Origin of the sequence: Bifidobacterium sp. 7101 (assembly GCF_000499285.1) — a bacterium.
In the GTDB taxonomy this organism is placed as follows: Bacteria; Actinomycetota; Actinomycetes; order Actinomycetales; family Bifidobacteriaceae; genus Bombiscardovia; species Bombiscardovia apis_A.
The window spans coordinates 353,649-368,005 of sequence record NZ_AWUN01000001.1 but is presented as its reverse complement, the minus strand read 5'-3'; the positions used below and the strand labels follow the sequence as shown (position 1 = coordinate 368,005).

7 protein-coding genes are annotated in these 14,357 nt (G+C 64.7%); 3 read left to right on the top strand and 4 right to left on the bottom strand.

Annotated features, from left to right (window positions below; translation table 11 throughout):
- Positions 1–3 precede the first annotated feature (3 nt).
- Positions 4–1,260 carry a DUF58 domain-containing protein gene (locus P272_RS0101440; RefSeq protein WP_052323095.1) on the top strand — a complete coding sequence of 419 codons (1,257 nt, stop codon included), beginning with the start codon at positions 4–6 and terminating at the stop codon, positions 1,258–1,260.
- The gene (locus tag P272_RS0101435; RefSeq protein WP_052323092.1) at positions 1,257–3,668 is read left to right on the top strand and encodes a transglutaminase-like domain-containing protein; all 2,412 of its coding nucleotides are present in this window, start codon (positions 1,257–1,259) and stop codon (positions 3,666–3,668) included. The genes P272_RS0101440 and P272_RS0101435 overlap by 4 nt, the downstream gene beginning before the upstream one ends.
- Before the next feature lie 162 nt (positions 3,669–3,830).
- On the opposite strand, the gene P272_RS0101430 is transcribed toward P272_RS0101435, so the two are convergent.
- The 4 genes from P272_RS0101430 to P272_RS0101415 form a co-directional block, all read right to left on the bottom strand.
- Positions 3,831–7,991, bottom strand: a complete 4,161-nt coding sequence (locus tag P272_RS0101430) for a DNA-directed RNA polymerase subunit beta' (RefSeq protein ID WP_029677790.1) — start codon at positions 7,989–7,991, stop codon at positions 3,831–3,833.
- A gap of 88 nt (positions 7,992–8,079) precedes the next feature.
- The gene (gene rpoB, locus P272_RS0101425; protein WP_029677789.1) at positions 8,080–11,646 is read right to left on the bottom strand and encodes a DNA-directed RNA polymerase subunit beta; all 3,567 of its coding nucleotides are present in this window, start codon (positions 11,644–11,646) and stop codon (positions 8,080–8,082) included.
- A 194-nt stretch (positions 11,647–11,840) separates the two neighbouring features.
- A complete protein-coding gene (locus tag P272_RS0101420) occupies positions 11,841–12,512 on the bottom strand; it encodes a hypothetical protein (RefSeq protein WP_052323089.1) in 672 nt (223 codons plus the stop codon).
- Between the two features lie 30 nt (positions 12,513–12,542).
- Positions 12,543–13,598: an A/G-specific adenine glycosylase gene (locus P272_RS0101415; RefSeq protein ID WP_081708984.1), complete on the bottom strand. Its 1,056-nt coding sequence runs from the start codon at positions 13,596–13,598 to the stop codon at positions 12,543–12,545.
- A 90-nt stretch (positions 13,599–13,688) separates the two neighbouring features.
- On the opposite strand from P272_RS0101415, the gene P272_RS0101410 reads away from it, so the two are divergent.
- Positions 13,689–14,342 (top strand): tRNA (cytidine(34)-2'-O)-methyltransferase, encoded by a 654-nt coding sequence (locus tag P272_RS0101410; protein WP_081708983.1) that lies wholly within the window; start codon positions 13,689–13,691, stop codon positions 14,340–14,342.
- Positions 14,343–14,357: the final 15 nt, after the last annotated feature.

Genomic DNA, 14,357 nt, shown 5'->3' with positions numbered 1-14,357 from the left:
GCCATGACCGCTTTCGCCCGTCGATCTGTCCCGGAGTCACGATCGGCATCCTCGACAGGGTCCAGACAGGGCCTGCGATCCCGTGCCGCTGACCTGTGGCAGTCGGTCACTGCTCTTGGCTGGGGCATGGCGCTGGCTGCGCTCCTGTGCGCTCTGGCCTTCGTCCCTACAGGTTGGCGTGAGCTAATGGCGGGCGCTCTGCTAGGTGCAGGCATGCTGCTGCTGGGGTTGCTGATGAGCCTGGGCAACCTGTCCTGTAGCGCTGAAACGAGTCTGGACCAAGGCCATCTGGAGGTGGGTGGCCAGGCTGAGCTGGTCCTGGTTCTGAGCAATCCGGGCAGCCACTCCACCCGCCGTGGCCGAATTGGTCTGGCTCTAGGCCAAGGAACCATCATGGCCTCGCTGCCAGCCTTGGCTCCCGGCCAGACTCACCAGATCCGTTTGAAACTGGAAGCCAGGTCCCGTGGGGTGATTGATCTGGGACCTGTGACCATGGAGGCCGGGGACCCGATGGGACTCATCCGCCGCCGCCGGATTCTGACTGGCGCCCGAAAACTCTATATCCATCCCCGCACTGTGGCTCTTCCGCCCCTTGAAGCCGGACTGGAACGCGACCTGGAGGGGGACCCTGGTCCCGGCATTGTCGACGACGACCTGGAATTCCATGCCCTTCGCCCCTATGCGCCCGGCGACGACATGAAACGGGTCCACTGGCTGTCCACTGCCCGGGTCGGCACCATGATGGTCCGCCAGTACGAGCCCACCCTGCGCACCAGAACCAGCCTGATTCTGGACGGCCAAGCCACCTCATACCGGAATGCGGATGAGTTCGAGCTGGCAGTTGAAATCTACGCCTCTCTGGGCTGCCGATGCCTGCTTGATGGCCGTCAGCTGCAAGCGCTGGCCCCGGAACCCGACGATTCCGATGCCCATGGAACCACCCTGCCCACGGAGGATCCCCGAAGCTTTCTGGATGCCTGCAGTGCCATCCGCCCCAGCCAGGACAGCTACGACAAGCCAGACCTGTCCGACGCTCCCGAGCGAACCAGCCTGACCATTCTGGTAACCGGATCGATGGGCGACCGTCAACCCTCTACGTTGATGGGCGAATCGGCCCAGAGCGTCTCCCCGGTCATGCTGCTGGCTGCTGACCTGGATGCCAATCCAAGTCTGCAGACGCAGCCGGGCCTTGTCAACGCCGTTTTGGGCAATATGGGCAATATAAGGGACCTTCCCATTCTCATGGAGAACCAACCATGAGCACATCCGCATCATGGCCTGACCAAGCGCAGAGAGAGCCCATCCGCCTGATCGACCGGGCAGGTCTGCAATCCACTGTCGACCCCACCCGGCACCGCTCTCCCATCATTCTGATCGCCACACTGGCGCCCCTCAATCTGTTGGCCGGACTGCAGCTGCTGCCCGTCTACGGCAGCCTGCCCCTCTGGCTTACAGTGGGAGCCGCAGCCTGCCTGACCGGACTGCTGATCGCCTTGCTCCCCCGGCGTGGTATTGCCACAACCCTCCTGCAGCCTCTGCTACTGATTGCAGCCCAGTTCCTGCTGGGCCCCATCCTCGCTCTAAACGGGACAACCCTGGCACACGTTCTGCCCACCTGGGCAACCCTGGCACAAGGGTGGTCCGCCACCTTCGGCGCTTTCAAGACCCTGGTGGCCATCGACCCGCCACTCGGCCAGGAAGCCGGCGTACTGATGGCTCTGTGGACGCTGATGCTATGGACCTGTTATCTGGCCGTGCTGCTGGCCCGTCATGGCCTGGGCCGCAACCTGGGACGGCCGATGCACCCCGTGGCCGTCCTGGCAGCCACCCTGCCCATCCTGGCCACCATGGCTGTGTCAGCCGCCCTGGGCACCAGCAGAGGCCTCCACCCGGCGTTGACGGGCGGCATCCTGTGGCTGCTCCTGTTGATCTGGTGCGCCAGCGAACTGGGTCTGCTGCGTCTACAAGGACTCGCATCCACGCTTCTGACTCTGGCATTGACAACCGGATTGATTTTCTCCGCTGGAATCCTGCCCGCCCCGACCAGGCTGGTCATCCGAGACCACTATCAGCCCCCCATGGACCCCTACCAGTTCACCAGCCCCCTGAGCGATTATCGCGCCTATATCAAGCGTCACCGCGACGATACCCTGGTCACAGTCCGCAACCTGCCCGCCGGTACGCCGGTCCGAATGGCCGTCATGGACCGTTATGACGGCAAGGTCTGGAACCTGTCCGACTCCTCAGGCGCAGGAGCCGCCGATTACCGGCGCATCGGCGCCCAGATCCGCACAGAAACCCGGCAGGGAATAGCCAAAGACAGCGAACAGACCGGACGGCCTTTTACCGCGACCTTCCTGATTCGGGAGGGATTCGATCACGCTTGGCTGCCCTCCGCCGGACAGGTCGACAGCATCGATACGGACCAAGGCCTGCAACGGAAGGACCTCTACTTCAACAAGGCCACGGACACCGCACTGACCGATCAGGCCCTGCAGGCCGGGGCCAGCTATACGGTGCGCGGCGTGACCGAAGACCGACCCGCCACTCGTCGCATAGCCGACAGCAATCCGGGAGATGCACAGGTGCCTCCCCTGGCGGATACCCCTGAGAGCCTGCCCAAGGCGGCTGCCTCCATGACCTCCATGCAGGCGCGCGGCGGCGCCAGGGCGCTGGCCATCGAGGAACGGCTGCACAAGGAGGGATGGTTCTCCCATGGTCTGGCCGGTGACTATCCCTCACCCTCCGGCCATGGCGACTATCGAATCAATCAGCTCCTGCAGGGCCAGGCCATGGTGGGCGACAGCGAGCAATACGCCTCGGCCATGGCCCTCCTGGCCCGGCAGATGGGTCTGCCATCCCGGGTGGTCTTGGGATTCCTCCCCAAGAATCGCGACGGCTCCATCAGCCGGGCACGGACCAGGACTGAAGCGGACGGGAGTACCCGAATTGACTTCACAGGACGCGATGCCCAGGCCTGGGTGGAAATCAATCTCAAGGGACTCGGGTGGGTCCCCTTCTACCCCACGCCACCGGAGACCAAGACCCCGGACAGGTCTCTGGACTCCACACCGCCCGATCCGCGCACCCTGGTCCGCCAGCCACCGCCCCCGCTGGTCGATCCTCCTCGTGACGACAGAACCACCCATGGCAGAACCACCGTTGGCGGCCAGGAGGCATCACGGCAGTCTTCACCCTCCTTCTGGAAGCGGTACGGACCCCTGCTAGCCAAAGTGACACTCTGGACCATGCCACTCTGGCTGCCGGCTCTCCTGGTTCTGCTCCTGCTGACCTTCAAGGCCTTGCTGCGCCGACGGGCCCGGTCGACCGGCGACCCGAAGACACGTATCCGCGCCGGCTGGCGACAGATCGGCAACCTGGGCATACAGACTGGCTTGTCCCTGGATGGCACCCGCAGCGAACAGGCGGTTCTGATTGCCCGGACCCTGCTGACCGACCCCCCAGGGTCCTCGTCGTCCGGACTGCGCGAGGATCTGGATCGACTGCGCAGCATGGCCGATCAGGCTTCTTTCGACCGGCACCCTTCAGATGAGCAGGAGGCCGAAGACTGCTGGCAGCTGGTGGACAAGCTTCGGTCCGCCATCCTGGCATCCCTGCCACGAACCCGACGCTGGCGCACCCTGCTTTCCCCTAGGCATCTGCACTGACCTGTCCGCCGACAACCTGAACAGCAGGAAAACACAATGAGGGCCCATGCGATCGCCAAAATCACACGAGCCCTCATTGTTTATCACATATCCTGCAGCCGACTCTGCTTGGGCCGGGTTATCCGGCCCAAGCAGATCTGCGGCTACTTGCCGTATATGCACTCACTGGTTGGAGTGCTGGTCCTCCGAGGAGGAGAAGGTGGCCGAACCAGGCTGCTGGGACGGCTTCTGATCGGAGTCACTGCCATTGGCGGCATCCGAGGATCCCGTGCCCGTGGCAGCCGTCTGATCGCCGGCCCCAGCTGACGAATCCTGCACGTTAGGGGTGTCCAGATGGCTCTGACCGCCCTGGTCGTTGAGGAAGTCGTCCGGGTTGAAGTCGTCGCCCAGCTTCAGGTCTCCGAAGTCGATGTTGGAGAAGTCCACATCGTTCAGGTCGGCGTCGCTCAGATCCACGTCGCCGCCACCCAGACCGAAGTTGGGGTAGATGGTGTCGCGGATGGCCTTGTCGGGCTCCACGGTGGCGTTGCGGTACCTGGCCAGACCGGTGCCTGCGGGAATCAGCTTGCCGATGATCACGTTCTCCTTGAGGCCCTTCAGGTCGTCGACCTTCTGGTTCAGGGCGGCCTCGGTGAGCACGCGGGTCGTCTCCTGGAAGGAGGCGGCCGACAGCCAGGAGTCGGTGGCCAGGGAGGCCTTGGTGATGCCCATGAGCTCGGGACGTCCCGCGGCCGGCTTGCCTCCGGCCTTGACGGCCTTCATGTTGGCGGCCTTGAACTTGGCCTGGTCAACCAGCTCGCCGGGCAGCAGGTCGGTGTCGCCCGAGTCGATGACCGTCACGCGACGGAGCATCTGGTGGACGATGACCTCGATGTGCTTGTCGTGGATGTCCACGCCCTGGGAGCGATAGACCGTGTGCACCTCGTTGACGATGTTCACCTGGGCGGCGCGCGGGCCGAGGATGCGCAGGATCTTCTTGGGATCCACGGAGCCCTCGATCAGCTGGGTGCCGGCTTCGACGTGCTGTCCGTCCTTGACCATCATGGGTGCACGGCGGGTGACCGGGTAGGTCAGCGCCTCCACGGAGGTGTCGTCCGGGGTCAGGGTCACCTGACGGCCGCGGTCGGTGTCCTCCACCTTGACGGTGCCGGGGAACTCCGCGATGGGAGCCTCGCCCTTGGGGGTACGGGCCTCGAAGAGCTCGGTGACACGGGGAAGACCCTGGGTGATGTCGGAGGCCGAAGCCACACCGCCGGAGTGGAAGGAACGCAGCGTCAGCTGGGTGCCGGGCTCGCCGATGGACTGGGCGGCCACAATGCCCACGGCCTCGCCGACGTCCACCAGCTTGTTGGTGGCCAGGGACCAGCCGTAGCACTTGGCGCACACACCGCGGGTGGACTCGCAGGTCAGGACCGAACGGGCCTTGACCTCCTCCACGCCGTGGGCGACCATGTCGCGAAGCACGTCCATGGACAGGGCGTCGCCGCGCTTGTAGAGCACGGTCTTGCCGTCCTTGGGATCGATGACGTCGGCGGCCAGGAGCCTTGAGTAAGGTCCGCCGTCGGCGGCCTTGACCAGGACCAGGTTGCCCTGCTCGTCGCGCTCGGCCACCTTCATGGTCAGACCGCGCATGGTGCCGCAGTCCTCCTCACGCACGATCACGTCCTGGGAGACGTCGACCAGACGACGGGTCAGGTAGCCCGACTCGGCGGTACGCAGTGCGGTGTCGGCCAGACCCTTGCGGGCGCCGTGCTGAGAGATGAAGTACTCCAGCACCGACAGGCCGTCGTGGTAGTTGGACTTGACCGGTCGAGGGATGATCTCGCCCTTGGGGTTGGCCACCAGGCCTCGCATACCGGCAATCTGGCGGATCTGCATCCAGTTGCCTCGTGCCCCGGACTGGACCATGATGTTCACGTTGTTGTCCGGAGTGAAGTGCTCCTGCATGGCCTCGGCCACCTTGTCGGTGCACTCGGTCCACAGGTTGATCAGCTCCTGACGGCGCTCCTCGTCGGTCAGCAGACCCATGTCGTACTGGGAGTTGACCTTGGCAGCCTGCCCCTGGTACTCGTTGACGATCTTTTCACGCTCGGGCGGCACCACGATGTCGGAGAAGGCCATGGTCACGCCGGACCACTGGGCCCGGGTGAAGCCCAGATCCTTCAGGGCATCCAGGGTGGCCGCGACCTGTGCGGTCGAGTACCGGGTGGCGATGTCGTCCACGATGCCGGACAGCTTGCCCTTGGGCACCTGCTCGTTGATGAAGGGGTAGTCCACAGGCAGCGTCCGGTTGAACAGGACCCGCCCGTAGTTGGTGGCGAAGAGCCTGGAACCGTCCTTGAAGACCTCTTCCTTGACCACGTCAGGGCTGCCGGGCTCGGGGTCGACGACCTTGAGGTCACCGGGCTCCCAGCCCTTGGGCATGACGAAGTCGGCGGGGACCCGCAGCAGGATCTTGGCCTGCATGTCGATCTCGCCCAGGTCCAAGGCCATCCGGGCCTCGGCCAGGCTGGAGAAGATCCGGCCCTGGCCCTTGGCTCCGTCAACCACGGTGGTCAGGTAGTACAGACCCAGAATCATGTCCTGGGAGGGCATGGTGACCGTGTGGCCGTCGGCGGGCTTGAGGATGTTGTCGGAGGCCAGCATGAGCGAACGGGCCTCAGCCTGGGCCTCGGCCGACAGGGGCAGATGGACTGCCATCTGGTCGCCGTCGAAGTCGGCGTTGAAGGCCGCGCAAGCCAGTGGGGGCAGGTGGATGGCCTTGCCCTCGACCAGGATGGGCTCGAAGGCCTGGATACCCAGACGGTGCAGCGTAGGCGCACGGTTGAGCAGGACGGGGTGCTCGGAGATGACCTCCTCCAGCACGCCCCAGACCTCGGGATCGCCGCGGTCGACCAGACGCTTGGCGCTCTTCATGTTCTGCGCGTAGTTGAGGTCCACCAGCCGCTTGATGACGAAGGGCTTGAAGAGCTCCAGGGCCATGGGCTTGGGCAGGCCGCACTGATGCATGCGCAGGGAGGGCCCGACCACAATCACGGAACGGCCGGAGTAGTCCACACGCTTGCCCAGCAGGTTCTGACGGAAGCGGCCCTGCTTGCCCTTGAGCATGTCGGCCAGGGACTTCAGGGGACGGTTGGAGGCTCCGGTGACGGGGCGGCCACGGCGGCCGTTGTCGAAGAGGGAATCCACAGCCTCCTGGAGCATGCGCTTCTCGTTGTTGAGCATGATCTCGGGGGCGCCCAGCTCGATCAGGCGCTTGAGCCTGTTGTTGCGGTTGATGACGCGCCGGTAGAGGTCGTTCAGGTCGGAGGTGGCGAAGCGGCCACCGTCCAGCTGCACCATGGGGCGCAGGTCGGGCGGAATGACCGGGACGACGTCCAGGACCATGGCCTCGGGCTTGTTGCCGGTGTTCAGGAAGGCGGAGACCACCTTGAGCCGCTTCAGGGCACGGGCCTTACGCTGGCCGGAGCCGGTGTCGATCTCGTGACGGAGCTCCTTGGCGGCACCCTCCAGGTCGAAGTCCTGCAGGCGCTTCTTGATGGCCTCGGCGCCCATGCAACCCTCGAAGTAGTCACCGTAGCGGTCCTGCATCTCCCGCCACAGATCCACGTCGCCCTCCATATCGCCGGGCTTCAGGGTCTTGAAGCGGTCGAAGACGGCGGTGATCCGCTGGATCTGGTCGTCGTAGCGCTTGCGGATGGCGGTCATGTCCCGCTCGGCACCGTTGCGCAGACGTGCCTTCATGGAACCCTTGACCTCATCGGTCTTCTCCAGCTCGGCCAGGTCCTCTTCCAGCTTCTTGGCGCGCTTGTCGATCTCCAGGTCGCGCTTCTTCTCCAGCTGGTTGATCTCGTTGTCGAACTCGTCCTGCAGGTCGGGCAGATCCTTGTGGCGCTGCTCCTCATCCACCTTGGTGACCATGTAGGCCGCGAAGTAGATGACCTTTTCCAGGTCCTTGGGCGCGATGTCCAGCAGGTATCCCAGCCGGGAGGGCACACCCTTGAAGAACCAGATGTGGGTGACGGGGGCAGCCAGCTCGATGTGGCCCATACGCTCGCGGCGGACGCGGGAGCGGGTGACCTCCACGCCGCAGCGCTCGCAGACAATCCCCTTGAAGCGCACGCGCTTGTACTTGCCGCAGGCGCACTCCCAGTCGCGGGTGGGTCCGAAGATCTGCTCTCCGAACAGGCCGTCCTTCTCGGGCTTCAAGGTACGGTAGTTGATGGTCTCAGGCTTCTTGACCTCGCCATAGCTCCAGCCGCGGATGTCGTCGGCCGTGGCCAGTCCGATTCTCAGTTTGTCAAATGCATTGACGTCCAGCACTCTGTGTCCTGTCTCTGATCTTGTAACTGCTCTGAAGTTTGCCTCTTGGCGGGATGCCCGTCAGGCGGGCATCCCTGTGACTGGTGGTTCAGCGGTACTCCGGCTCGGGAGCGGACTGGTCGGCCTTGGCGGCGGCGTCCGGGCGGGCGCCGATGTTGAAGCCCAGGTCGTCGGAGGCGGCGCTCGGGTCGTCGTCCTCGTCCTTCATCTCGATCACGTTGCCTTCCGCGTTGAGCACCTCCACGTTCAAGGAGAGCGACTGCATCTCCTTGAGCAGCACCTTGAAGGATTCGGGGATGCCGGCCGCCGGCAGGTTCTCCCCGCGCACAATGGCTCCGTAGGCCCGGACGCGGCCGTCCACGTCATCGGACTTGGTGGTCATCATCTCGTGCAGGGTGTAGGCGGCGCCGTAGGCCTCCAGGGCCCAGACCTCCATCTCGCCGAAGCGCTGGCCGCCGAACTGGGCCTTGCCGCCCAGGGGCTGCTGGGTGATCATGGAGTAGGGGCCGGTGGACCGGGCGTGAATCTTGTCGTCGACCAGGTGGTGGAGCTTGAGCATGTACATGTAGCCCACGGAGATGGGCTTGGTGAAGGGCTCGCCGGTGCGGCCGTCGTAGAGCACGGCCTTCCCGTCGTCGCCCACCAGGCGCTCGCCGTCACGGTTGGGCAGGGTGGTCTTGAGCAGGCCGTTCAGGGCATCCTGACGCACGCCGTCGAAGACCGGGGTGGCCACGGCGGTACCGGGTTCAGCCTTCTCAGCGCCTGCCGGAATGTGCTTCTTCCATTCGGCCTCCAGGTCGGGATCCAGGCTGATGTCCCAGCCGGAGTGGGCGATCCACCCCAAGTGGAGCTCCAGGACCTGGCCCAGGTTCATACGGGAGGGCACGCCCAACGGGTTGAGCATGATGTCGATGGGGGTGCCATCGGCCATGAAGGGCATATCCTCCTCGGGCAGGATCCTCGAGATGACACCCTTGTTGCCGTGGCGTCCCGAGAGCTTGTCGCCCTGGGTGATCTTGCGGTGCTGGGCGATGTAGACCCGAATCATCCGGTTGACGCCGTTGGGCAGCTCGTCGCCGTCCTCCTCGGCATCCTCGCGGGTGACCTCCTTGACCTCGATGACCGTGCCGGTCTCGCCGTGGGGCACCCGCAGGCTGGTGTCGCGCACCTCGCGGCTCTTCTCGCCGAAGATGGCCCGCAGAAGTCGTTCCTCGGGGGTCAGCTCGGTCTCGCCCTTGGGGGTGACCTTGCCGACCAGGATGTCGCCGGCCTCGACCTCGGCACCGATGCGGATGATGCCGCGCTCGTCCAGGTTGGCCACAGCGTCCTCGCCCACGTTGGGCAGGTCCCGGGTGATTTCCTCGGCACCCAGCTTGGTCTCGCGGGCGTCGGTCTCGTACTCCTCGATGTGGATGGAGCTCAGGGTGTCGTCCTGGACCAGCCGCTGGGAGATGATGACGGCGTCCTCGTAGTTGTAGCCGTTCCAGGGCATGAAGGCCACCAGGACATTCTTGCCCAGGGCCATCTCGCCCTTCTCGGTGGCGGGTCCGTCAGCCAGGACCGTGCCGGCCTCGACCCGCTCCCCGTCCTTGATCAGGGGGACCTGGTTGTAGCAGGTGGTCTGGTTGGACCGCTGGAACTTGGCCAGCTTGTAGGAGGACTGGGTGCCGTCGTCATTCATGACGCGGATGATGTCGGCGGAGACGTAGGTGACCACGCCCGGCTTCTCGGCCAGGATGACATCGCCCGAGTCGATGGCGGAACGCCACTCGGAACCGGTGCCCACCAGGGGACGCTCGGACTTGACCAGGGGGACGGCCTGACGCTGCATGTTGGTGCCCATCAGTGCTCGGTGGCCCTCGTCGTGCTCCAGGAATGGAATCAGGGAGGCGCCCACCGAAACCATCTGCCGCGGGGAGACATCCATCAGGTCCACCTGGGAGACAGGCACATCCTTGGCCTCGGCCTCGGCGTCACGCACCAGGGCCTCGTCCTCGACGAAATGTCCGGTCTCGTCGATCTCCTGGTTGGCCTGGGCGATGGTGTGCTCGGACTCCTGGTCGGCGGTCATGTAGACCACGTCGTCGGTCACCTGGCCATCAATGACCTTGCGGTAGGGGGTCTCGATGAAGCCGAAGGGGTTGACGCGGGCGAAGGTGGCCAGGGAGCCGATCAGACCGATGTTGGGGCCTTCAGGGGACTCGATGGGGCACATACGTCCGTAGTGGGAGGGGTGCACATCGCGTACCTCCATGGAGGCGCGGTCGCGGGACAGGCCGCCGGGACCCAGGGCCGAAAGACGACGCTTGTTGGTCACGCCGGCCAGCGGGTTGTTCTGGTCCATGAACTGGCTCAGCTGGGAGGTTCCGAAGAACTCCTTGATGGTCGCGTTGACGGGGCGGATGTTGATCAGGGACTGCGGGGTGATGGCCTCCGCGTCCTGGGTGGTCATCCTCTCACGGACCACGCGCTCCATACGGCTCAGACCGGTGCGCAGCTGGTTCTGGATCAGCTCGCCCACCTGACGGATGCGGCGGTTGCCGAAGTGGTCGATGTCGTCCACGTCCACCCGCAGCTCGATGTCCTGACCGTCGCGGCGACCGGGGAAGGTCTGCCCGCCGGCATGCAGGGTCACCAGGTACTTCAGGGTGGCGATGATGTCCTCGGGATGCAGGCTGCGGTCGTTGAAGTCGGCCTCAAGCCCAAGCTTGCGGTTGATCTTGTAGCGGCCGACCCGGGCCAGGTCGTAGCGCTTGGTGTTGAAGTAGAAGGAGTCCAGCAGGTTGCGGCCTGCCTCAGGCGAGGCGGTGTCAGCAGGCCGAATCTTGCGGTAGAGGTCGGTCAGGGCCTCGTCCTGGGTCTCGATCGTCTCCTTCTCCAAGGCATCCAGCACCAGCGGGTAGCCCTTGAAGGCCTTGCGGATCTGCGGCTTGGTCATGCCGATGGCCATGAGGAAGACGATGGCGGACTGCTTGCGCTTGCGGTCCACGCGCACGCCAAGCACATCGCGCTTGTCGATCTCGAACTCCAGCCAGGCGCCCCGGCTGGGGATGATCTTGGCCCCGAAAATCTCCTTGTCGGAGTTGCGGTCCTGGGTGCGGTCGAAGTAGACGCCGGGAGAGCGGACCAGCTGGGAGACGATGACACGCTCCGAGCCGCCGATGATGAAGGTGCCATGGGGGGTCTGCAGCGGAAAGTCGCCCATGAAGACGGTCTGCGACTTGATCTCGCCGGTATCCCCGTTCTCGAACTCGGCGTTCACGTACAGGGGGGCGGAGTAGGTGTAGTCCTTCTCCTTGCACTCCTGGACCGTGTGCCGGGGCTCCTCGAAGTAGGGATCCGAGAAGGTCAGGCTCATGGTCTGGGCGAAGTTCTCAATGGGAGAGATCTCCTGGAAGACCTCATCCAGGCCGGAGACGGGGGCCACGGTATGGGTTCCGTTGACCTGATCCTCCTCGACCCGCTTCTTCCAGCGGTCGTTGCCGACCAGCCAGTCAAAGCTATCGGTCTGCACGCCCAGGAGGTAGGGTACCTCGATGGGTTCGCGGATGGATCCGAAATTGACACGATCGGTGGCCTTGTGCAGTTTGATATCGTGTTCGTCAGCGCGTGCCTGCGTGGCGGTGGTACTACTTATAGCTTTATTGGCAGCCAAAATGGACGTTCCTTATCGCTCGCCGTACTCGATCATTCCTGTTACCCCAGGGAGATGCCGAATGGCCGCCATATGCCTATTCGCGGGCATCTCCTTGATGATGCATGCCCGCTATATGACACACCTCATGCAAAGACAAAACTATAGCAGACAAGAACTCTGGACGCAATCGGCGTGTCGATTTGGAAAAGCTGCTATTGGACCATGACCGGCACTGGCTGGGAGACCACCTTGGAATCGGCCTTGAGCACCAGCTTGGCCTGGTAGGAACCAGCCTTGACCCGGGGCAGCTTCTGATCAGGCTGACAGCTCTCCTGGCTCCTGTCGGCATGCCAGGTGATGGTCTGCACATCCTTGTCGCCGGTGGCCATGAGCAGGGTGCGAGCCCCCACCGGGCAGGCATCGGAGCGCCAGACGGTATCCTCGCCGCTGGTGATGACCAGCACCCGGCCGCCATCGGAACCGTCCACCAAGCATGAGCCTGTCCCCTTGTGCCGGATGGTCACCGTGAAGTCGATGGATCCGCCGACCCCAGTACTGGGATTAGGCGCAGCCAGCTCCAGGGCCAAATCCCCCTTGTCGCAGTCAGGAGCTCCGGAGGAACGCTTCTTGCCGGCGTCCTTCTTCTGCTCCTTGCCCTGCTTGTCCTTGTTGTCCTTGTCCTTGGAATTGTTCTTTGCGTCCTGCCGGGTGCTGGTCGAGGCTCCCTGGCCTCCATCGCCTGAGCGCAGGGCTCTGATGCCGGCCCCCACGCCCCAAACCAGGCCAGCGCAGACCAACAGGAAGAGCACCGCCAGCAGGGCGGCCGCAATCCTCCGGCGGCGGTACATCCGCCGCTTCTTCTCGCTCATGCGTCGCTTGGCCATACTTCTCCAGTCTAATCGCCAGGGCAGCCTTCACTGCGGCAGACTCAGGCTGCCGTCCTGGCCGATCTCCAGAAGACCGTCCTCGTCCAGTGAAGCGATGCACCGATCAAGTCGGATTGTGTCCTCGCACAGGGGTTTCAGGTCCTTCCTTGAGACGGGCACGCCCGAAGCCTGCCGCAGGGCCTGAAGGATGGCACCGCGGACCTGTCGGTCGGTACCCGCGAAGTGCTGTCGGGGCCTGGTCCTGCCTTCGCCCAGACCGGGCAGTCCAGCCTTCAGAAAGCGGCAGTGGCCGGCCAGAGGGCAGATGTCGCAGGCCGGCTTGCGGGCGATGCAGACCGTGGCTCCCAGCTCCATGACGGCCTGGTTCCATCGGGCCGAGGGCGGCTCCCGCCAGGCCGCCGACCTGACCTTCGGATCAGCCAGTCCCAGACGACCATTATCGTCCTGGTCACCGCTGTCCTTAACACCGGCATCCTGTGGCCCTCCGTCATCGGCACTAGCACGCTCCTGTCCTTCGTCCTCGGGCAGGACCTCCCATGCCAGCTGGCGCTCCTCTCGGCTGGCAGCGCCACCGGTGGATTCGCGCCCCAGGAAGACCCTGGAGAGCACCCTGCGGATGTTGGTGTCGATGACGGCGATCCTCTCGCCGTAGGCAAAGCTCATGACAGCGCTGGCCGTGTAGTCGCCGATGCCGGGCAGGGCCACCAGCTGGTCGTAATCCCGGGGCAGGCGGTCTGCATACTGGCCGGCCACCTGCTGCGCGCATTCCTGCAGGCGCAGGGCTCGGCGCGGGTAGCCCAGCCGACCCCAGGCCGTGATGACCTCGGCCTTGGGCGCAGCGGCCAAGGAGGCCGCATCCGGCCATACCTTCATCCAGGCCGTCCAGTAGGGCACCACCCGGCTCATCTGGGTCTGCTGGCTCATGACCTCGGAGACCAGAACCCCCCAGGGCGTGGTCCGTCCAAAACGCCAGGGCAGGTCGCGGGCGTATCGGCTCCACCAGTCGAACAGCCGCAGGCGGATGGGCTCAATCTCCGCCGAGGACGTCTCCGCCTTCTCCATGGTCACACCGCCCTTCGCCATCCGATTCTGCCCCATTCAACCGCCGTATTCTGCCCGACGGTGCCGACCAGCCCTGTCTGGCCTGTCGTTTGGCGACGGTAGGTTGGCCTCATGAACAGGCAGGAGCAGGAGCGGTCCGGCGACCCATCGAAGGCCGTCGAAAGCATGTACGAGTACGGATACCGCAAATCGAATTATGGTCCCGACGAGCTGGTCACTGACGCCCATGGCAACCCCATCTCCGTGGTGGATGCCATGATGAAGGCCGATCAGGCCAGCCGAGTGAAGACCTCCACGCCCCACCTATGCTATTACTCGCCGCGAATCCCCGGCAATACGGGCTCGGCCATCCGTCTGTGCGCCGTGACCGGCACCATCCTGCACCTGATAGAGCCCCTGGGCTTCAACCTCAAGGACACCAAGCTGCGCCGGGCCGGCCTGGACTACCATGACATGGCCCACGTGGTTCTGCACCCGGACTTCGACGACCTGGTCCGCTCCATGCCTGACAGCCGGATCATCGCCTTCACCGCCCACGCTGACAAGCTCTACACCGAAGTCAACTACCGGCCGGACGACATCCTCCTGTTCGGCCCCGAGCCGGGCGACATCCCCGACCCCATGGACATCATGGCTGGCCCTCATGTGGCCGAACAGGTCAGGCTGCCCATGCGGCCCAGTCTGCGCAGCCTGAACCTGACCAACTGCGCCTCAATAGCCATCTACGAGGCCTGGCGGCAGCTGGGATTCCAAGGCGGCCGCTGAACCCCGCGAGCGCGC